The 18,727-nt window shown below is 63.6% G+C and carries 20 protein-coding genes; 12 read left to right on the top strand and 8 right to left on the bottom strand.

The window, feature by feature from the left end; genetic code table 11:
* Window position 1 precedes the first annotated feature (1 nt).
* The 6 genes from kdsA to B1C78_RS03965 all read left to right on the top strand — a co-directional run bounded on the left by kdsA (window position 2) and on the right by B1C78_RS03965 (window position 6,581).
* Window positions 2-844, top strand: coding sequence for a 3-deoxy-8-phosphooctulonate synthase (gene kdsA, locus B1C78_RS03990; protein ID WP_077277851.1), 843 nt, complete (start codon window positions 2-4; stop codon window positions 842-844).
* 237 nt (window positions 845-1,081) lie between these two features.
* Complete coding sequence (gene eno / locus B1C78_RS03985) at window positions 1,082-2,362, top strand: phosphopyruvate hydratase (protein ID WP_077277850.1); 1,281 nt, start codon at window positions 1,082-1,084, stop codon at window positions 2,360-2,362.
* A 122-nt stretch (window positions 2,363-2,484) separates the two neighbouring features.
* Window positions 2,485-2,772 (top strand): cell division protein FtsB, encoded by a 288-nt coding sequence (gene ftsB / locus B1C78_RS03980; protein ID WP_077277849.1) that lies wholly within the window; start codon window positions 2,485-2,487, stop codon window positions 2,770-2,772.
* Window positions 2,769-3,473, top strand: coding sequence for a 2-C-methyl-D-erythritol 4-phosphate cytidylyltransferase (gene ispD, locus B1C78_RS03975; RefSeq protein WP_077277848.1), 705 nt, complete (start codon window positions 2,769-2,771; stop codon window positions 3,471-3,473). Before ftsB ends, ispD begins: the two co-directional genes overlap by 4 nt.
* Window positions 3,474-3,658: 185 nt before the next feature.
* Entirely contained in the window at window positions 3,659-4,153 is a 495-nt protein-coding gene (ispF, locus tag B1C78_RS03970; protein ID WP_217697996.1) for a 2-C-methyl-D-erythritol 2,4-cyclodiphosphate synthase, read from the top strand.
* Window positions 4,154-4,445: 292 nt separating this feature from the next.
* On the top strand, window positions 4,446-6,581 hold the full coding sequence (locus tag B1C78_RS03965; protein ID WP_077277847.1) for a YgiQ family radical SAM protein: 2,136 nt from the start codon (window positions 4,446-4,448) through the stop codon (window positions 6,579-6,581).
* A 203-nt stretch (window positions 6,582-6,784) separates the two neighbouring features.
* On the opposite strand, the gene B1C78_RS03960 is transcribed toward B1C78_RS03965, so the two are convergent.
* Window positions 6,785-8,275, bottom strand: a complete 1,491-nt coding sequence (locus B1C78_RS03960; protein WP_077277846.1) for an FAD-linked oxidase C-terminal domain-containing protein — start codon at window positions 8,273-8,275, stop codon at window positions 6,785-6,787.
* Window positions 8,276-8,504: 229 nt separating this feature from the next.
* On the opposite strand from B1C78_RS03960, the gene serS reads away from it, so the two are divergent.
* The 4 genes from serS to B1C78_RS03940 all read left to right on the top strand — a co-directional run bounded on the left by serS (window position 8,505) and on the right by B1C78_RS03940 (window position 12,888).
* The gene (gene serS, locus B1C78_RS03955) at window positions 8,505-9,785 is read left to right on the top strand and encodes a serine--tRNA ligase (RefSeq protein ID WP_077277845.1); all 1,281 of its coding nucleotides are present in this window, start codon (window positions 8,505-8,507) and stop codon (window positions 9,783-9,785) included.
* Window positions 9,786-9,991: 206 nt separating this feature from the next.
* Window positions 9,992-10,789 (top strand): NYN domain-containing protein, encoded by a 798-nt coding sequence (locus tag B1C78_RS03950; protein ID WP_245795296.1) that lies wholly within the window; start codon window positions 9,992-9,994, stop codon window positions 10,787-10,789.
* Between the two features lie 166 nt (window positions 10,790-10,955).
* Entirely contained in the window at window positions 10,956-12,437 is a 1,482-nt protein-coding gene (locus B1C78_RS03945) for a protein adenylyltransferase SelO (protein WP_077277843.1), read from the top strand.
* A gap of 79 nt (window positions 12,438-12,516) precedes the next feature.
* Window positions 12,517-12,888, top strand: coding sequence for a hypothetical protein (locus tag B1C78_RS03940; RefSeq protein ID WP_245795295.1), 372 nt, complete (start codon window positions 12,517-12,519; stop codon window positions 12,886-12,888).
* 167 nt (window positions 12,889-13,055) lie between these two features.
* On the opposite strand, the gene cyaY is transcribed toward B1C78_RS03940, so the two are convergent.
* Together cyaY and B1C78_RS03930 are read right to left on the bottom strand one after the other, a co-directional pair.
* Window positions 13,056-13,379, bottom strand: coding sequence for an iron donor protein CyaY (gene cyaY / locus B1C78_RS03935; protein WP_077277841.1), 324 nt, complete (start codon window positions 13,377-13,379; stop codon window positions 13,056-13,058).
* A gap of 40 nt (window positions 13,380-13,419) precedes the next feature.
* Complete coding sequence (locus B1C78_RS03930) at window positions 13,420-13,800, bottom strand: DUF423 domain-containing protein (protein ID WP_077277840.1); 381 nt, start codon at window positions 13,798-13,800, stop codon at window positions 13,420-13,422.
* 69 nt (window positions 13,801-13,869) lie between these two features.
* Between B1C78_RS03930 and B1C78_RS03925 the strand changes: the two genes are divergently transcribed.
* A complete protein-coding gene (locus tag B1C78_RS03925) occupies window positions 13,870-14,352 on the top strand; it encodes a YajQ family cyclic di-GMP-binding protein (RefSeq protein ID WP_077277839.1) in 483 nt (160 codons plus the stop codon).
* Between the two features lie 85 nt (window positions 14,353-14,437).
* Here the strand turns inward: B1C78_RS03925 and B1C78_RS03920 are convergent, their stop codons facing one another.
* The gene (locus B1C78_RS03920) at window positions 14,438-14,770 is read right to left on the bottom strand and encodes a hypothetical protein (protein ID WP_077277838.1); all 333 of its coding nucleotides are present in this window, start codon (window positions 14,768-14,770) and stop codon (window positions 14,438-14,440) included.
* A 90-nt stretch (window positions 14,771-14,860) separates the two neighbouring features.
* On the opposite strand from B1C78_RS03920, the gene B1C78_RS03915 reads away from it, so the two are divergent.
* Window positions 14,861-15,418: a Rieske (2Fe-2S) protein gene (locus B1C78_RS03915; protein ID WP_077277837.1), complete on the top strand. Its 558-nt coding sequence runs from the start codon at window positions 14,861-14,863 to the stop codon at window positions 15,416-15,418.
* A 120-nt stretch (window positions 15,419-15,538) separates the two neighbouring features.
* Here B1C78_RS03915 and B1C78_RS03910 read toward each other — a convergent pair whose 3' ends face one another.
* The 4 genes from B1C78_RS03910 to B1C78_RS03895 form a co-directional block, all read right to left on the bottom strand.
* Entirely contained in the window at window positions 15,539-16,312 is a 774-nt protein-coding gene (locus tag B1C78_RS03910) for a class I SAM-dependent methyltransferase (RefSeq protein WP_425443951.1), read from the bottom strand.
* Window positions 16,313-16,487: 175 nt separating this feature from the next.
* Entirely contained in the window at window positions 16,488-16,703 is a 216-nt protein-coding gene (locus B1C78_RS03905) for a SlyX family protein (RefSeq protein WP_077277835.1), read from the bottom strand.
* Between the two features lie 13 nt (window positions 16,704-16,716).
* Window positions 16,717-17,676: a 2-hydroxyacid dehydrogenase gene (locus tag B1C78_RS03900; RefSeq protein WP_077277834.1), complete on the bottom strand. Its 960-nt coding sequence runs from the start codon at window positions 17,674-17,676 to the stop codon at window positions 16,717-16,719.
* Between the two features lie 75 nt (window positions 17,677-17,751).
* Window positions 17,752-18,420, bottom strand: a complete 669-nt coding sequence (locus B1C78_RS03895) for a Bax inhibitor-1/YccA family protein (RefSeq protein ID WP_077277833.1) — start codon at window positions 18,418-18,420, stop codon at window positions 17,752-17,754.
* Between the last annotated feature and the right edge of the window lie 307 nt (window positions 18,421-18,727).

Genomic DNA, 18,727 nt, shown 5'->3' with positions numbered 1-18,727 from the left:
CATGAAACTGTGCAATTTCGAGGCGGGTCTCGAGCACCCGATCTTCCTCATTTCCGGCCCCTGCGTGATCGAGAGCGAGCAGCTGGCCGTGGACACGGCGGGGCAGCTCAAGGAGATCGCCGCGCGGGTGGGTGTGCCCTTCATCTACAAGTCATCCTTCGACAAGGCCAACCGGTCCTCGACGAAGAGTTTCCGCGGCCCTGGCCTGGAGGAAGGCCTGCGCATCCTCGAGACGGTGAAGCGGCAGGTGGGCGTCCCGGTGCTGACCGACGTGCACGAGGACACACCGCTGGAAGAGGTGGCCGCGGTGGTGGACGTGCTCCAGACCCCCGCATTCCTGTGCCGGCAGACCAATTTTATTCAGAACGTCGCCCGCCAGGGCCGCCCCGTGAACATCAAGAAGGGCCAGTTCCTGGCCCCCTGGGACATGGCCAACGTGGTGGACAAGGCCCGGGAGACGGGTAACGGGCAGATCATGGTCTGCGAGCGCGGCGTCTCCTTCGGCTACAACACACTGGTCTCCGACATGCGCGGGCTCGCGGTGATGCGCGAGACCGGTTGCCCGGTGGTGTTCGACGCCACCCATTCGGTGCAACAGCCGGGCGGGCGCGGCACCAGCTCGGGCGGCCAGCGTGAGTTCGCGCCCGTCCTGGCCCGTGCCGCCGTGGCCTCGGGCGTGGCGGGCCTGTTCATGGAGACCCACCCGGACCCGGACAAGGCCCTGTCCGACGGCCCCAACGCGTGGCCGCTGCTGCTGATGGAAGAACTGCTGGTGACGCTCAAGGCCCTCGACGAGACCGTCAAGCGCCAGGGCTTCATCGAGTCGCGTTTCTTGAATACTTGAATGGACAGGATGAACAGGATTTGTTTGGGATTCACAGGATGTTAAAAGCTAAGAAAATATTAGACAGGATTAACATGATTTACAGGATTTCAAAAAGCTGTCCTTTAATCATGTAAATCCTGTTAATCCTGTCCATTAAGTTTTTGTTCTTCATCCTGTGAATCCCAAAGAAATCCTGTTCATCCTGTCCATTCGCACTTGAATTCCAAACCGAAAGATCCAGAGGATTCACCCCACATGTCTGAGATAGTCGACGTACACGGCCGCGAGATCATCGATTCGCGCGGCAATCCCACCGTGGAGGCGGAGGTCACGCTGACGTCCGGCGCACGGGGCAGGGCGGCGGTGCCTTCGGGCGCCTCCACCGGCGCGCGCGAGGCCATCGAGCTGCGCGACGGGGGCGATCGCTACGGCGGCAAGGGTGTGCGCAAGGCCGTATCGCATGTCAACGGAGAGATCCGCGAGGCACTGCTGGGCATGAAAGCGAGCGACCTGGCGGCGGTGGACGCCCGCATGATCGAACTGGACGGCACACCCAACAAGAGCCGCCTGGGCGCCAACGCGCTGCTGGCCGTGTCCATGGCCACGGCCCATGCCAACGCCGCCGATGCCGGCCACTCCCTCTATCGCCATCTCGGGGGAGAGGAGGCGGTCACCCTGCCCGTGCCCATGATGAACATCATCAACGGCGGCGCCCACGCCGACAACAGCGTGGACATGCAGGAGTTCATGATCCTGCCCGTGGGCGCCGATTCCCTCTCCGAGGCGGTGCGTTACGGCGCCGAGGTCTTCCACGCCCTGAAGCAGGTCCTGCAGAAGCGGGGATCCTCCACCGGGGTGGGCGACGAGGGCGGCTTCGCCCCGGATCTCCCGTCCAACGAGGCGGCCATCGAGGTGATCCTGGAGGCCATCGGGATCGCCGGCTTCAAGGCGGGCGAGGACATCTGGCTGGGTCTCGACTGCGCCAGCTCCGAGTTCCACAAGGACGGCAGGTACGTGCTGACCTCCGAGGGCAGGAGCTTCGACGCCGCGGAGTTTTCCGACTATCTCGCCGGCTGGGTGCGCCAGTACCCCATCGTTACCATCGAGGACGGCATGGCCGAGGACGACTGGGACGGATGGAAGCTGCTCACCGAGCAGCTGGGCGGCAAGGTGCAGCTGGTGGGCGATGATCTCTTCGTCACCAACACGGAGATACTGCAGGAAGGTATCGACAAGGGTGTCGCCAACTCCATTCTGATCAAGCTCAACCAGATCGGCACCGTGTCCGAGACCCTGGCGGCCATCGACATGGCCCACAAGGCGGGCTACACGGCGGTGATCTCCCACCGCTCCGGCGAGACCGAAGACGTCACCATCGCCGACCTCTCCGTGGCCACGAAGGCCGGACAGATCAAGACCGGCTCCCTGTCCCGCTCCGACCGCGTCGCCAAGTACAACCAACTCATCCGCATCGAGGAAGCTCTGGGCAGCGCCGCGAAATACGCCGGGCGGGATGCTTTCAGGCAGCTTGCTTGAAGGCGGGTCCTGTTCTTCGGATATCGACGCAGAGGTCGCGGAGACGCNNGCGTCTCCGCGACCTCTGCGCTGACATGAAGGTCTGGAGAATCCCTGACCGGTCTGGGTTACACTAACCGCCCATGAAGTGGCTGACCGGATTGCTGGTGGTGCTGTTGCTGGGGCTGCAGTACAAGCTGTGGATCGGCGAGGGGAGCGTGGCCGAGGTCTGGCAGTTGCGCCAGGCGCTGGAGACGCAGCGGGCGGAGAACGAGGAACTGCGCAGCCGCAATGCGGCCCTGGACGCGGAAGTGACCGATCTCAAGACCGGTCTGGACGCCATCGAGGAACGTGCCCGCCGGGATCTCGGCATGATCCGTCGCGATGAGGTCTTCTTCCAGGTGGTCGAGCAATCCGGCGAAACGCCATGACCGCATCTCACGCCTTCTGGGCCGTCATCCCCGCTGCCGGGGTGGGCCGGCGCATGGGGGCGGACCGTCCCAAGCAGTATCTGGAACTGGCCGGGCGCACCGTGCTGGAATACACCCTGAACATCTTCATCCGCCACCCGCGTATCACGGGCCTGGCGGTGGCCATCGGTGCCGAGGATCCCTGGTTCCCCGAATTATCGATACGCACCGACAAGCCCATGCTGGTGGTGCACGGGGGTGAGGAGCGCTGCCACTCCGTGCTCAATGCCCTGCGCGCCCTGGAAGGGCAGGTCTCGGACGACGACTGGATGCTGGTGCACGATGCGGCGCGGCCCTGCCTCGGCCGCGAGGACCTGGACCGGCTGCTGGAGACGCTGGAGCACGATCCCGTCGGCGGCCTGCTGGCCGTTCCGGTCAGCGACACGCTCAAGCGTGGCGATGCAGACGGGCGTGTGGAGCAGACGGTGGACCGCAGCGGGCTGTGGCGGGCATTCACCCCGCAGATGTTCCGCTACCGGGCGCTGATGCGCGCGCTGCAGACGGCCCTCGCCGAGGGCGCCACCGTCACCGACGACGCCTCCGCCATGGAACGAGCCGGCCACGCCCCCCGCCTGGTGGAAGGCAGCCCGTCCAACATCAAGATCACCAGCCCGGCGGACCTCGCCTTGGCCGGGTTTCTGCTTGAGCGAGATCGTGCATGAGATGCGCCTCATGTCTGAAACGCAGAGCACGCAGAGATGAGTAACAGTGGGCGGGCGCGAGACCAGCTGCGTATTGAGAACCATGAAATGTCACATTGTCTCATTGCGCATAATGTACTTCTCCGCGCCCTCCGCGCCTCTGCGTCCTCTGCGTTTGCCTCACCCAAGCCGAGGAGCGAGGTGTCATGACAGATATCCGCATCGGACATGGTTACGACGTGCACGCCTTCAAGGACGGCGATCATGTGGTCCTGGGGGGCGTGCGCATTGCCCACTCGAAGGCCTTCGCCGCCCATTCGGACGGAGATGTGCTGATCCATGCCCTGTGCGATGCACTGCTGGGGGCGGCGGCGCTGGGAGACATCGGCCGGCACTTCCCGGATACGGATCCGGCCTGGAAGGGCGCCGACAGCCGTGTGCTCCTGCGCCACGTGGTGCAGTTGCTGAACGAGCAGGGCTACCGGGTGGGCAACGTGGATGCGACCCTCATTGCCCAGGCCCCGAAGATGGCCCCGCATATCGAGGCCATGCGCGCCAACCTGGCCGATGATCTGGGTGTCGCCATCGAGCGAATCAACGTCAAGGCCACCACCACCGAACGCCTTGGCTTCGCGGGCCGCGAGGAAGGCATCGCCGCCCACGCAGTGGCGTTGATTCTGGCGGCTAGGGAGGGCACTTGAGAGCTTTCAACGCAAAGACGCAGAGACGCAAAGGGCGCAAAAGGGCTGTTTGAAGAGAAAACCTTTGCGGCCTTCGCGTCTTTGCGTCTTTGCGTTGAATCTTTTGAATTCCCGCCACGAAAAGCGTCTAATATCCGACTGAATCTCTCGGAACTGAAACCGCCGAATTCAAGGTTCAATATTCAAGATTCACAGTGGGGTGCAATCCCGGTGGCACGCAGCCCTCTGACCCTTGTTTCTGACCTTGAATGTTGAATCTTGAATCTTGAATCTTGAATCTTGAATCGATCTTATGCCTCCCGCCAGGAATCTCTTTTCCTACCGCAAGTACTGGGCGCAACGCTTCGGCGTTGCGCCGTTTCTGCCCATGTCGCGGGCGGAGATGGAGGCGCTCGGCTGGGATTCCTGCGACATCATTCTGGTTACCGGCGACGCCTACGTGGATCATCCCAGCTTCGGCATGGCCATTATCGGTCGCGTGCTGGAGGCCCAGGGTTTTCGGGTGGGTATCATCGCCCAGCCGGACTGGACCTCGGCAGAGGACTTCCGTCGGCTGGGCAGACCCAACCTGTTCTTCGGCGTCACCGCGGGCAACATGGACTCCATGGTCAACCGCTACACGGCGGATCGCAGGATCCGCCGCAACGACGCGTACACGCCCAACGACGAGGGCGGCAGGCGCCCGGACCGGGCGGTGATCGTCTATACCCAGCGTTGCCGGGAAGCCTTCAAGGACACGCCGGTGATCATCGGCGGTATCGAGGCCTCCCTGCGACGCATCGCCCATTTCGACTACTGGTCCGAGAAGGTGCGCCGTTCCGTTCTGCTGGATTCAAAAGCGGACCTCCTGCTCTACGGCAACGCCGAACGGGCCCTGGTGGAGGTGGCCCACCGCATGGCTGGCGGCGAGCACCCGAGGGACATCCATGACGTGCGCGGCACCGCCTTCCTGCGCGACGCGGTGCCGGAGGGGTTCGTGGAGCTGGATTCCACGGAACTGGATACCCCCGGCAGGGTGGACCCGCATCCCGACCCGTATGCCATGGTCACGCCGTCAAATTGCGAGAAGGCGGAACAGGGCCCCGATGCGCCACCGCCGGTGAAGGTGGTGCGCCTGCACCGGGAGATCCCCCGGGATCATCCCCGAGACATGACCGTGGTGCGCCTGCCGTCCCATGAGCAGGTGAAGCGTGATCCCGTGCTCTACGCCCATGCCTCGCGGCTGCTGCACCTGGAGACCAACCCGGGTAACGCCCGTGCCCTGGTTCAGCGCCACGGTGACAAGGAGGTGTGGCTCAATCCGCCGCCCATCCCGCTGACCACCCCGGAGATGGACGCCCTGTTCGATCTGCCCTTCGCCCGGGCGCCGCACCCGGCCTACGGTGATGCGCGCATCCCTGCGTGGGAGATGATCCGCTTCTCCGTGAACATCATGCGCGGCTGCTTCGGCGGCTGCACCTTCTGCTCCATCACCGAGCACGAGGGGCGCATCATCCAGAACCGCTCCGAGGATTCCGTTATCCGCGAGATCGAGGAGATCCGTGACAAGGTGAAGGGCTTCACCGGCGTCATCTCTGACCTTGGGGGCCCCACCGCCAACATGTACCGCATCGCCTGCAGAGACCGTAACATCGAGGCGAGCTGCCGGCGGCTTTCGTGCGTCTACCCGGAGATCTGCAAGAATCTGAACACCGACCACAGCGCCCTGATCAGTCTGTATCGCCGTGCGCGGCAGGTGCCTGGGGTGAAGAAGGTGCTCATCGCCTCCGGCCTGCGCTACGACCTGGCGGTGGAGTCGCCGGAGTACGTGAAGGAACTGGTGACCCACCATGTGGGCGGGTACCTCAAGATCGCCCCGGAGCACACGGAGCAGGGACCCCTGACCCACATGATGAAGCCGGGCATGGGCAGCTATGACCGCTTCAAGGCCCTGTTCGACAGGTTCTCGAAGGAGGCGGGCAAGGAGCAGTACCTGATCCCGTACTTCATTGCCGCGCACCCGGGCACCACCGACGAGGACATGATGAACCTGGCCCTGTGGCTCAAGCGCAACGGCTTTCGCGCCGACCAGGTGCAGGCCTTCCTGCCCGGCCCCATGGCGCTCGCCACCGCCATGTACCACTCGGGCCGCAACCCGCTGAAGAACGTGCGCCGCAAGGGTGCGGAGATCGTTTACTCACCCAAGGGCCTGCGCCAGCGCCGCCTGCACAAGGCATTCCTGCGCTACCACGACCCCGAGAACTGGCCGCTGCTGCGGGAGGCCCTGGAGAGAATGGGCCGCGCCGACCTCATCGGCAACGGCAAGCGCCATCTCGTCCCCCGCTACCAGCCCGCCGGCACCGGCCGGACCGGCGGCGAAGGCAAGCGTGTGGCTCGCAAACACCGCCCCCAGAAATTCCGTACCCAGCACACCCGCCCGGCGCGGTAGACAGGCAAATGCCTTGCCGCCGAGACGCGGAGGCGCAGAGCAAAGAAAGAACCCTGACAGGATGAACAGGATTTCTCTGGATATACAGGATTGATAATATGACAGGACGTTGACCGTCGTTTTCACAAATCGTGTTAATCCTCAAACATCCTGTTCATCCTGTCCATTGAAGTTCTCCGTGTGCCCGCAGCAGAACGGACCCTTCAGAACCGCGGCAGATCCGGAAACGGCAACTGCCCGTTCTTGACATGCATGGCGCCGAATTCGGCGCAGCGGTGCAGGGTGGGGACGGCCTTGCCGGGGTTGAGGAGGCTCTCCGGGTCGAAGGCGGCCTTGATGGCGTGGAACTGGGTGAGTTCTTCGGCACTGAACTGCACGCACATCTGGTTGAGCTTCTCCACGCCCACGCCGTGTTCGCCCGTCACGGTGCCGCCCACCTCCACGCACAGCTCCAGGATCCTTCCGCCCAGTTCCTCGGCCTTTTCCAGCTCGCCGGCCACGTTGGCGTCGAACAGGATCAGGGGGTGCAGGTTGCCGTCGCCGGCGTGAAAGACGTTGGCCACGCGCAGGCCGTACTCCCGTCCCAGTTCATCGATGCGGTTCAGCACCATGGCCAGGTGCTTTCGGGGGATGGTGCCATCCATGCAGTAGTAATCGGGCGAGATGCGGCCCACGGCCGGGAAGGCCGCCTTGCGACCGGCCCAGAACCGGGCCCGCTGTTCCTCGGTTTCGGCGGTGCTGACGTCGGTGGCCTTGTGGGACAGCAGCAGGTCCCGCACCTTCATGATCTGTTCGGACACCTCCGCGTTGCTGCCGTCCAGTTCGCACAGCAGCATGGCCGCGGCGTCCACGGGATACCCTGCATGGACGAAGTCCTCGGCCGCGCGGATCGAGGGGTTGTCCATCATCTCCAGGCCCCCGGGGATGATGCCCGCGCCGATGATGGCGGTCACGGCGCGGCCCGCGTCTTCCACCAGATCGAACGATGCCATGAGCACCTGTGCCCGTTCCGGGCGAGGCAGGAGGCGCACCGTCACTTCCACGATGATGCCCAGCATCCCCTCGGAGCCGGTCATGAGCGCCAGCAGGTCATAGCCCGGGGCGTCCAGGGTCTTGCCCCCGAGGGTCACCAGTTCGCCGTCTATGGTGAGGATCTTCAGGCCGATGACGTTGTGCACCGTGAGGCCGTACTTGAGGCAGTGCACGCCGCCCGAGTTTTCCGCCACGTTGCCGCCGATGGTGCAGGCGATCTGGGAGGAGGGATCGGGCGCGTAATACAGCCCGTGGGGGGCCGCCGCCTCGGTGATGGCCAGGTTGCGCACTCCGGGCTCGACCACGGCGCAGCGGTTGTCCACGTCGATCTCGAGAATCCGGTTGAAGCGGGCCAGCGACAGGACCACGCCGTTCTCAAGGGGCAGGGCGCCGCCCGAAAGCCCTGTGCCCGCCCCCCGGGCCACCACCGGCACGCCCGCTGCCCGGCAGATGCGCAATACCGCCCGGGCCTGCTCCAGCGTCTCCGGCAGGGCCACCGCCATAGGCAGGCGCCGGTAGGCCGGCAGCGCGTCGCACTCGTAGGGCCGCAGTTCCTCGGTGGTATGCAAAAGGCCTTCCTGCGGCAACTCGGCCTGCAGTTCCCGGAACAGGCGTTGCCGTTGTTCTGTATCGAGGGTTGACGGAGTGACTTCTGCGTGCATGAGTTGAGTCCTGTACTGGATGATCTAACTGCGACGCAAAGGCGCAAAGACGCGAAGACCCGCAAAGGGTTTTGTCTCAAAAGGCCTTTTCTTTGTGTTCCTCTGCGTCTTTGCGCCTTTGCGTCGCGGTTAAAAGCTGATTCTAGCACCGCCCCATCCCGGCGGCCTCGACCCCTGTGGTAAGATTCCGGCCTGATTTTTCCGTGAATGCTGCCCAGGATCGCCGCTCATGCTGGACCCCAGACGCCTGCGTAACGAACTGGAAGAGACCGCCGCTCGCCTGGCGCGCCGGGGCTTTCAGCTGGACACCGGGACCTTCGCGCGCCTGGAGGCGGAACGCAAGCAGGTGCAGGTGCATACCCAGGAACTGCAGAGCGAGCGCAATGCCCGCTCCAAGGCCATCGGCCAAGCCAAGGCCCGGGGCGAGGACATCGAGCCTCTGAAGGCCGAGGTCTCGCGCATCGGCGAGGCGCTGACGGAAGCGGAAACCCGGCTCACCGCGATCCAGGGTGAACTGAACGAATTCCTCATGGGCATTCCCAACATACCCCACGCCTCGGTGCCGGACGGCGAGGACGAGCAGGCCAATGTGGAGGTACGCCGTTGGGGCGAGCCACGGCGTTTCGCTTTTCCAATCAGGGATCACGTGGCCCTTGGTGAACCCAGGGGGTGGCTGGATTTCGAGGCGGGAGCCAGGCTGGCCGGCGCCCGTTTCGCGGTCAAGCGGGGTTCCATGGCCCGCCTGCACCGTGCTCTGGTCCAGTTCATGCTGGATCTGCACACCCGGGAGCATGGCTACGAAGAGGTGTACGTGCCGTATCTGGCCAATGCCGATTCCCTGCGGGGCACGGGGCAGTTGCCCAAGTTCGAGGCGGACCTGTTCCATATTGCCGAGCACGGCTATTACCTGATTCCCACGGCCGAGGTGCCGGTCACCAACCTGGCCCGGGATCGCATCCTGGAGGCGGACGAGGTGCCGGCCCGTTTTGTCTGCCACACGCCCTGTTTTCGCTCCGAGGCCGGGTCCTACGGCAAGGACGTGCGCGGCCTGATCCGCCAGCACCAGTTCGAGAAGGTGGAACTGGTGCAGCTGGTGGCCCCGGAGCATTCCTGGGATGTCCTGGAAGAGCTGACCGGCCACGCGGAGAAGGTGCTGCAGAAGCTGGAACTGCCCTACCGGGTGGTGAGCCTGTGCGCAGGCGACCTCGGGTTTTCGGCGGCCAAGACCTACGACATCGAGGTCTGGCTGCCGGGCCAGGACACCTACCGGGAGATCTCGTCGTGTTCCAACTTCGAGGATTTCCAGGCCCGGCGCATGCTGGCGCGCTACCGCAATCCGGAGACCGGCAAGCCGGAGCTGCTGCACACCCTCAACGGTTCAGGCCTGGCCGTGGGCCGCACGCTCGTCGCGTTGCTGGAGAACCACCAGGACGCTGACGGCCGCATCCACATCCCCGAGGCCCTGCGCCCCTACATCGGCGGGCTGGATGTCCTGGATCCGGATGCCTGACCGGGGTGGGTGATTTAACGCAGAGGCCGCAGAGGCGCGGAGGACGCAGAGCTTTGAGAACGAAAACCCTCTGCGCTCTCTGCGCCTCTGCGGCCTCTGCGTTTCAACACGGAATTCAGCTACGTCCCCAGCCGCAGTGATGTACGCTGAGGGGCTGATACTGCCCAGGGAGTAACCTTATGCCGAGTCCAGGTGAAATACGCAACATGGCGCTTTTCTGCGACTTCGAGAACATCGCGCTTGGCGTGCGCGAGGCCAAGTATCCGAAGTTCGATATCGGCAAGGTCCTGGAGCGGTTGCTCCTCAAGGGCAATATCGTGGTGCGCAAGGCCTACTGCGACTGGGACCGCTACAAGGAGTTCAAGGGACCCATGCACGAGGCGGCCTTCGAACTGATCGAGATTCCGCATGTGCGCCAGTCGGGCAAGAACTCGGCCGACATCCGCATGGTGGTGGACGCGCTGGACCTCTGCTACACCAAGGGGCACGTGGACGCCTTTGTGGTGATCAGCGGTGATTCCGACTTCTCACCCCTGGTGGCCAAACTGCGGGAGAACAACAAGCTGGTGATCGGGGTGGGTGTGAAGAAGTCCACTTCCGACCTGCTCACCACGGCCTGCGATGAGTTCATCTATTACGATGATCTGGTGCGCGAGGCGGCGCACAAGAAGCGCAAGCCGCGCAAAGCGCCGGCCAAGGGTGCAAAGGACACCGGCCAGGACAAGAAGCAGGAAGGATCGGAGGCGGACGACGGCAAGAAGCAGGAGGCCATGGACCTGATCGTCGAGACCGCGGAGGCCTTGCAGGCCGAGCGGGGCGAGGACGAGCCCGTCTGGGGCTCCATGGTCAAGCAGGCCATCAAGCGCCGCAAGCCCGGCTTCAATGAGAGCTATTACGGGTTCCGTTCCTTCAGCGCGCTGCTGGAGGCGGCGGAGAAGGAAGGGCTGATCGGATTGACCCGGGACGAACGCTCCGGAGGACATATCATTCAACTGGTCGAGTGACTCGACCAGTTGAATGAAGGTTGAAGGTTGAAGGTTGAAGGTTGAAGGTTGAAGGTTGAAGGATGAAGGGCAGGGAGGACTGGTTCGTACTTCCGGATTCTCAGTGCCAGCTTTGCCCTGCAATCCCTGTGTTGATGTCGGGTAGGCCAGGTTGCACCATCACGCTATGCAGAAACTGGAATCGCTGAAGTTCGTCAACTCCTACGCCCGCCTGCCGGAGGCCTTCTACGATCGGCCGGGTCCGGCACCATTTCCCGAGCCTTACCGGGTGGCGTTCAACGAGAGCGCGGCGGCGTTGATCGGGCTGGATCCGGAAGAGGCGAACCGGGCGGAGTTCGTCAATGCCTTCACGGGGCAGGTTCCCCTGGCGGGGATGGAGCCCGTCTCCATGGTCTACGCGGGTCACCAGTTCGGGGTCTACGTGCCGCGGCTGGGGGACGGTCGTGCCGTGGTGCTGGGCGAAGTGGAAGCGCCTGACGGCGGTCGTTGGGAGTTGCAGCTCAAGGGCAGCGGCCCGACGGAGTACTCCCGGGGTGCGGACGGGAGGGCTGTGCTGCGTTCAACCATCCGGGAATACCTGGCCAGCGAGGCCATGCACGGTCTGGGGATACCGACAACGCGGGCGTTGACCATCTTTGGCAGCAACCTGCCGGTCTATCGGGAACAGGCGGAGACGGCGGCGATCCTGGTGCGCATGGCGCCCAGTCACGTACGCATCGGCACGTTCGAGTACTTTGCCCACTCCGGCCATGGAGATCACCTCAGGGCGCTGGCCGACTATGTCATCGCGAACCATTACCCGGAACTCTGTGATCGGGACAACCCGTACCTCGCCCTGCTTGAAGCCGTGGTGGAGCGTACCGCGCGGTTGATCGCGCAATGGCAGGCGGTGGGTTTCGCCCATGGCGTCATGAACACCGACAACATGTCCATCCTGGGGTTGACCATCGACTACGGGCCGTACGGGTTCATGGATGGCTACGAACCGGGCTTCATCTGTAATCACTCCGACCACGGCGGACGCTACGCCTTCGACCAGCAGCCACGGGTCGCCTGGTGGAACATGGCCTGCCTCGCCCAGGCACTGCTGCCGCTGCTGGAGAAAGACGAGAATGCCGCCCTGGAGAAGGCCCGGGATGCGCTGGAACCCTTCGACGCGTTATTCGGCGACACCTTCCTCGGGCTCATGCGCACCAAGCTGGGGTTGCTTGAGGCGCGCGCGGGTGATCAGGAACTGATCGCGAGGCTTCTTGATCTCATGGCGGAGAGCCGGGTGGATTACACGCGTTTCTTCCGGGCCGTGGGCCGCTTTCACGAGCCGGGGTGGTTTGCGGGAATTCGATGGGGATTCAAGGAGCCCGAGGCGTTCGACGCATGGATGGGCGATTATTGCGATCGCCTGGACCTGGAGGATCGCCCGGACGATGAACGCCTCGCCCACATGCTGTCCGTGAATCCCAAGTACATCCTGCGCAACTACCTGGCCCAGGTCGCCATCGACCAGGCCGAGAAGCTGCGCGATTTCAGCGAGGTGGACCGCCTGCGCCGCCTGCTGGAGCGGCCATTCGAAGAGCAGCCCGATATGGACGCCTACGCGGATCTGCCGCCGGAATGGGCGAAGGAAATCAGCGTCAGTTGCTCATCGTGAAGGCGGCTCAATATTCAATATTCAATATTCAAGATTCAAGATTCAATGGGATTACCGAACCCCCCTTGAATTTTGAATCTTGAATCTTAAATTTTTCATTCCCATGTTCACCCAGGGACAGATCGACGAGCATCGCGAGCGCCTGCAACAGGTGGTGGCCACGGTGCATCACTTCTCAGCGCTGATCTTCATCCTCACCTTCGTGGGGTATGGGGTGGCCGTCTATCTCTGGTTTCAGGATCAGCCCTGGGCAGGCCTCATCGTGGCCACCTTCAGCTACCTCTTCTTCCGTCAGTTCAGGAGCCTCTCGGTGGGCCTTGCGCGCATGAAGCTGCGCGGCCGTCCCGGGTTTGCCGAGACCTGGAACATGCTGGACGAGGCTATGAAGTCCGAACGGCCCCAGGCGGTCATACTGGCCCTGGAAACGCGGCTTCGTGCGCCACGTGAATGAGCCCTGCCTTTCCGTGGGCTGCTTTAGCGTCGGTGGTTATGGTCGGGCGTTGTTGTGTAACGCGGAGGACGCAGAGACGCAGAGGTCACAAAGGTTTTAAATCAAAGAACTCTGCGGCCTCTGCGTCTCTGCGCCCTCTGCGTCAATTCGCCGTGCCATCGAGAAGACTATAATCCTATCGGCTCTCCGCAGCCGGCGCTCAGGACGCGGTTGAGGGTGTCGGTGAGGGTTTCGCCGGTGCGGTCGTTGAGCCATTCGTCCTGGTCGGCGTCGTAGCCGAAGTGGGCCGGGCCTTCCGGGGAGGCAAGCCAGATCTGGCTCGCGGCTTCCTGGCGGTTGAGAATCACTGTGCCGCCGTTGTCGAACTCCAGTGTCAGTACCCCGTCGATGATGTCCATGTCCAGGTCTGCCAGGGCGTCGATCTCGCTCATGCGCTCCAGCAGGCCCTCAAGGGTCTGTTCGGCGTGCAGGGAAAAGGAGGTTTCGGACATGGGATGAATGCCTCTCTGGTGTGAACCGGATGGAAACGTGTCAGTGTGTCTGCGGGCCCTTCAGCGCGGCCCAGGCGAAGACGAGCCACGCGAGGATGAAGCCGAGACCGCCGAACGGGGTGATCGCCCCGAGTCCGCGCATGCCGCTCAGGACCATCAAGTAAAGACTCCCCGAGAACAGCACGATACCGGCGAGCATGAGCAGGCCGGCGGCCCGGGCGCTGCCCGCGGCGAGTCGCGCGTAGACGGCGCCCAGTGCCAGCAGACCCAGGGCATGCCAGGCGTGGTACTGGACCGCCGTGTTCCAGGCGGCGAGCAGGGGCGGATCCAGCGTGTCGCCGAGCCCATGGGCGCCGAATGCGCCCAGAGCGACCGCCAGGGCCATCAGCGCCGCCCCGGAGGTGATGAACATTCGCTGCATGCGGGGTCCCGTGTGCGGTGAGGTCCCGATTATAATGATCGCCGGAAGATAAATCAGTGGAGGCCTTCCATGCCGTCATTTGACGTGGTGTCCGAGGTGGACATGCAGGAACTGCGCAACGCGGTGGACCAGACGCGGCGGGAGATCGATACCCGCTACGATTTCAAGGGCACCGCGGCCGCCATCGAACTCAATGAGATGGAGCTGACCCTGTTCGGTGATGCCGAGTTCCAGGTGGAGCAGGTGATGGACATCCTCACCCAGAAAGTGGCGAAGCGCGGCATCGACGTGGGTTGTCTGGAACCGGGCAAGCTCGAGGAGGGGGGCGGCAAGGCAAGGCGTGCGGTCAAGGTGCTGGCGGGTATCGATACCGACACCGCCCGCAAGATCGTCAAGCTGATCAAGGACACCAAGCTCAAGGTCCAGGCCGCCATCCAGGGCGACAAGGTGCGCGTGACCGGGAAGAAGCGCGACGACCTCCAGGACGTCATTGCATTGTTGCGTCAGGCGGAGGTCGGGATTCCCCTGCAGTACAACAATTTCAGAGACTAGGAAGGATCAGAGACAAGATTTAAGATTCAAGACGGGGCCGTTCTTTAACTTGCCTCTTGTCACTTGTCTCTTGCCTCTTGTGCTTTCATTCGAAGCTGCCGTCCATTTCGCTGTCGACGTCGAGGCCCGGCACCCAGCCCGCCTCTTTGGCGCGCTTGATGGCGGCTTCATGGATGCGCGTGTGTTTTTCGCGCAGTTCCGGCGGGAGCCGGCTGACCAGGTGTCCGTAGGGTTCCCAGGCGGCACTGACCTTGTCATAGAGGGTCTGGATGTCGGGGAGTTTCCAGCCCTCACAGGTTTCCGTCTCGGGGATCAGGCCGAATACCCAGGCGTCCTTGATGATCATGCCGATGGGGGTCATGCCGCCATGCATGTCGTTGTAGATGCCGACGTAGGTTTGACTGCTGCGATCTCTCATGACCTTGCCGTGATTCGTGTGAGCCGTTGATGGTTGATATTCTACGTGTCGAATCGGACGACGAACATCACCCGGTGAAATTTGCGGACTATGGCTCCCACTGAGACGAGGCGCCTGTATTACCGTGCGGCCCTCAAACTGCTGGCCCTCGGGCTGGTCCTGTTCGTGCTCCAGGCCATGGTGTCCGGCTTCTTCAGCCACCCGGAAACGGACACCGCACTGCCGTTGGCCATTTCCCTGGACGGATTCGAGCCGGGCGAGATGCGCCTTGTGCAATGGGCCGGGCAGGAACTGGTGGTGCTGCGCCGAAGCCCCGTCATGGATGCCGCCGACGCCGCCCACGAAGAGCGCCTCTACGACCCCTCGTCCCGCCTGAGCGTGCAGCCCAGGGAAGCACGCAACCCGGGCCGCACCCTGGCGCCGGGCTACTTCATCGCCTATGCGCGCGGCACGGACCTCTCCTGCCCCCTGGACCTCGTGACGCCGGAGTCGGCCGCGGCAGCCGGCTGGGGCGGAGGCTTCACGGACCGCTGCCGAGGCTCGCGCTACGACTTCGCCGGCCGCGTCTACGAGGGTCAGCCCGCCCGCCGCAACCTGGAGGTGCCTGCCTACCGGGCGGACGGAGCGCGCATCGTGCTGGGCGAGTGACTTCGAGATTCAATATTCAAGATTCAATATTCAAGGGTCAAAAGCGGGATTGGGGCGATGCGGAACCACCCACACCCCCTTTGAACGTTGAATATTGAATATTGAATATTGAATATCGAATCATCCCTTCACGTAGACATCGAAGCGGGTGGTTTTGCCGGGGATGCGGTGGTTGGGCTCGCGGCCGCCCAGAGGTGCAGCGCGTGCAGGGCGCTTGACCACCACGCGGCGTTTGGCGACCTCCAGGGCGGCGGTCAGGATTTCGGGGGCATCCTCATCATCGCCCACCAGGGCGCGGAATACGCGCATCTCCTTTTTCACCAGGGCCGACTTGTCCCGGTGTGGATACATGGGGTCCAGGTAGACCACGTCGGGGCGCTGCGCGTGCCCGAGACCGCGCAGGATATCGGGGGCATGTCCCTGCACGCAGCGCATGCGCGCCATGGTGCCGGCGAGATCGGGCTCCGCGGCGGCACGCTCCATACCGTCGCGGAGCAGGGCGGCGATGACGGGCTCCCGCTCGACGAGCACCACATCGCAGCCGAGCGTTGCCAGTACGAAGGCATCCCGCCCCAGCCCCGCGGTGGCATCAAGCACGCTGGGCCGGTCATGACCCCTGATGCCCACGGCTCGGGCCAGGGGCTCGCTGCGCAGACTGATGCGAGACTGGCGGTAACCGAACTGTCCGGCAACGAAATCCACCCGGATGGGGCCGGGTGCATCCGGTCCCGTGAGTGACAGGGTGAGCCCCTCGGTGGTCACATTCAGTTGAAGCGGCGCATCGTCGGACCCCGTGGCCAGCTTCAATCCGAGCAGCTCCGCCATCGCTATCGCCTGCGCCCGCAAGCCTTCCCCTTCGTAGCTGACACTGACGCGTGTGGGGGGGTGGGCCAAGGGGTGACTCCGTAGTCGCTAAAGGCAAGAAATGGACAGGATGAACAGGATTTTTCAGGATTCACAGGATGAGAAGAGCAACGAAATATCAGACAGGATTAACAGGATTTACATGATTAAAGGACAGCTTTTTGAAATCCTGTTAATCCTGTCCATTCCTTCCACGGACCAACCTTCAGTAATGCGGCGGTGGTGGTTCCGGGCCGGGGTCTCCGCCCTGTGTTGCGAGTAACTCGGAAACGTACAGCCGCAGGTTCGCCATGTCCGCCTGCAGGCGCTCGATGGTGATCTGCTGTTCGGTGATCAGTCGGTTCAGGGTCTGGAGCATGTCGTCCTGGTGCGAGAGGCGGATTTCCAACTCGACGATGCGTTCTTCAAGCGCGTTGCTCATGGCGTGCTGCCGCTCAGACCACGTTCCGGGGATCGCCGGCGATGAAGGCGCGGATGTTGGCTGCCACCTGGTCGATGACCCTTTGGCGGGCCTCGCGGGCCGCCCAGGCGATGTGGGGTGTGAGGATCAGATTGGGAATGTCGCGGGCGAGCAGCGGGTGATCCGGCGGTGGCGGCTCCTGTTCCAGCACATCGATGCCGGCCCCGCCGATGATGCCTTGCCGAAGGGCCGTGGCCAGCGCGGCGTTGTCGACGATGGCGCCCCGCGCGGTGTTGATCAGCAGGGCATCGGATTTCATGGCCTCCAGGGCATCGGCGTCGATCAGGTGGTGCGTCTGCTCGGTGAGCGGGCAGTGCAGGCTGATGATGTCGCTCTCGGCCAGCAGTCGTTCCAGTGGCCAGCGCGCCTTGTCCCGGCCCGGAGAGACCAGGCTCTCGGCCACCGCCACGTTGAGCCCGAAGGCCTTGGCCGCACGGGCAACGCCCTGGCCCAGTGCGCCGTAACCGATGATGCCGAGAGTCAGTCCTTCCAGTTCCCGGATGGGATGATCCAGCAGGCAGAACTGGCGGCTCTCCTGCCAGCGTCCCTCGGCCACATCACGCTGGTACGCGTTCAGGCGCGTGGTCAGGGCGAGGATCATGGCGAACACGTGCTGGGATACTGCGGCTGTGGCGTAGTCGCGCACGTTGCACACGGTGACGCCGCGCTTTCGGGCGGTCTCCAGGTCCACGTTGTTGGTTCCGGTCGCCGCCACGCAAATGAGCCGCAGATCCGGAGCGGACTCGATGGCTGCGGCATCCAGCACCACCTTGTTGCTCACCACCACCTGCGCGCCGGCGATGCGCGCCCCGACCTCTTCGGAACCGGTGTAGGGATGCATCTCCCAGTGGGACAGGGTGCTGCGCAGAGCGTTGAGGTCCAGGTCGTCACGGTCCACGGTTTCCAGGTCCAGGAACACACCTCGCTCGGTCATGGTCGCGGTCTCCGGTTGGCGGAAAAGAAAAGGGCCCCGTGCGGGGCCCTCTCATCTTACCATCGTGCGGGCGGCTCAGCCGTCGCCGGTGAAGGCGTGGAACAGGTTGAGCAGGTGCAGGAACAGCACATAGATGTTGGCGTACAGGGACACCGTCATCATCACGTAGTTGGTTTCACCGTCGTGGACCATGCGGCTGGTGTCGAACAGGATGGCCGCCGAGACCACCAGCACCGCAGCCGCCGAGATGGTCAGCGACAGGGCGGGCAGGCCCAGGAACAGGTTGGCCACGATGGCCGCCAGTACCACCAGAAAGCCCACGAACACGAAGCCGCCCAGGAAGCTGAAGTCCTTGCGGGTCGTCAGTGCATAGGCCGACAGGCCCACGAACATGATGGCCGTGGTGCCCAGCGCCCCCATGACGATCTCCGAGCCGTTTGGCTGGGCCAGGTAGAAGGTGACGATGGGGCCCAGCACATAGCCCATGAAGCCCGTGAAAACGAAGGTCAGGGGCAGGCTCCAGATGCTGTTGCGCAGCGCATAGATCACGAAGGGTCCGCCGATGAACACGCCGATCATCACGATCCAGCTGATGGGCTGCGCCCCGGTGACCATGGCCACGAACGCCATGACGGCGCTGAATGCCAGCGTCATCGACAACAGCATGTAGGTATTGCGGATGACCCTGTTGGTGGCCAGGGTCACGCTTTGGGGACGGGCCGAGGATACTCGCTCAGTCTGCATGGATGGCTCTCCAGGTTCCGGTCGTTTCCATGGTGTGCCAGTAAGGTACCTGAAAGCCCCGTGGGGTTCAAAAGTTTTGCGACAACCACCTGATTGTGTTGTGGGTTTTCCTTGGAGACGGGTAAGATGGCGACCGTCGCGTCGGCGACGGAAGGCTGAAACGGGACTGTAGGTTGGGGTGAGGAACGAACCCCAACGAGCATGGTTCCGGTCCGGCCCGGAATCCGGAGAGGTGGCAGAGCGGTTGAATGCACCGGTCTTGAAAACCGGCAAGGGTGCAAGCCCTTCGTGGGTTCGAATCCCACCC

It is taken from the genome of Thioalkalivibrio denitrificans (genome assembly GCF_002000365.1).
GTDB classification, from domain to species: Bacteria; Pseudomonadota; Gammaproteobacteria; order Ectothiorhodospirales; family Ectothiorhodospiraceae; genus Thioalkalivibrio_A; species Thioalkalivibrio_A denitrificans.
Note: the sequence above shows the minus strand (reverse complement) of the source record. Positions and strands in the feature narration are given on the sequence as shown.

Coding starts and splice junctions, on each gene's coding strand:
- B1C78_RS03950 (WP_245795296.1), top strand. CDS start 9,992: ATGGCGCTTTTCTGCGACTTCGAGAACATCGCGCTTGGCGTGCGCGAG.
- B1C78_RS03915 (WP_077277837.1), top strand. CDS start 14,861: ATGGCTCCCACTGAGACGAGGCGCCTGTATTACCGTGCGGCCCTCAAA.
- B1C78_RS03900 (WP_077277834.1), bottom strand. CDS start 17,676: ATGACCGAGCGAGGTGTGTTCCTGGACCTGGAAACCGTGGACCGTGAC.
- B1C78_RS03945 (WP_077277843.1), top strand. CDS start 10,956: ATGCAGAAACTGGAATCGCTGAAGTTCGTCAACTCCTACGCCCGCCTG.
- B1C78_RS03895 (WP_077277833.1), bottom strand. CDS start 18,420: ATGCAGACTGAGCGAGTATCCTCGGCCCGTCCCCAAAGCGTGACCCTG.
- B1C78_RS03930 (WP_077277840.1), bottom strand. CDS start 13,800: ATGCAGCGAATGTTCATCACCTCCGGGGCGGCGCTGATGGCCCTGGCG.
- B1C78_RS03905 (WP_077277835.1), bottom strand. CDS start 16,703: ATGAGCAACGCGCTTGAAGAACGCATCGTCGAGTTGGAAATCCGCCTC.
- kdsA (WP_077277851.1), top strand. CDS start 2: ATGAAACTGTGCAATTTCGAGGCGGGTCTCGAGCACCCGATCTTCCTC.
- ispF (WP_217697996.1), top strand. CDS start 3,659: ATGACAGATATCCGCATCGGACATGGTTACGACGTGCACGCCTTCAAG.
- B1C78_RS03965 (WP_077277847.1), top strand. CDS start 4,446: ATGCCTCCCGCCAGGAATCTCTTTTCCTACCGCAAGTACTGGGCGCAA.
- B1C78_RS03925 (WP_077277839.1), top strand. CDS start 13,870: ATGCCGTCATTTGACGTGGTGTCCGAGGTGGACATGCAGGAACTGCGC.
- eno (WP_077277850.1), top strand. CDS start 1,082: ATGTCTGAGATAGTCGACGTACACGGCCGCGAGATCATCGATTCGCGC.
- ftsB (WP_077277849.1), top strand. CDS start 2,485: ATGAAGTGGCTGACCGGATTGCTGGTGGTGCTGTTGCTGGGGCTGCAG.
- cyaY (WP_077277841.1), bottom strand. CDS start 13,379: ATGTCCGAAACCTCCTTTTCCCTGCACGCCGAACAGACCCTTGAGGGC.
- B1C78_RS03960 (WP_077277846.1), bottom strand. CDS start 8,275: ATGCACGCAGAAGTCACTCCGTCAACCCTCGATACAGAACAACGGCAA.
- B1C78_RS03920 (WP_077277838.1), bottom strand. CDS start 14,770: ATGAGAGATCGCAGCAGTCAAACCTACGTCGGCATCTACAACGACATG.
- serS (WP_077277845.1), top strand. CDS start 8,505: ATGCTGGACCCCAGACGCCTGCGTAACGAACTGGAAGAGACCGCCGCT.
- ispD (WP_077277848.1), top strand. CDS start 2,769: ATGACCGCATCTCACGCCTTCTGGGCCGTCATCCCCGCTGCCGGGGTG.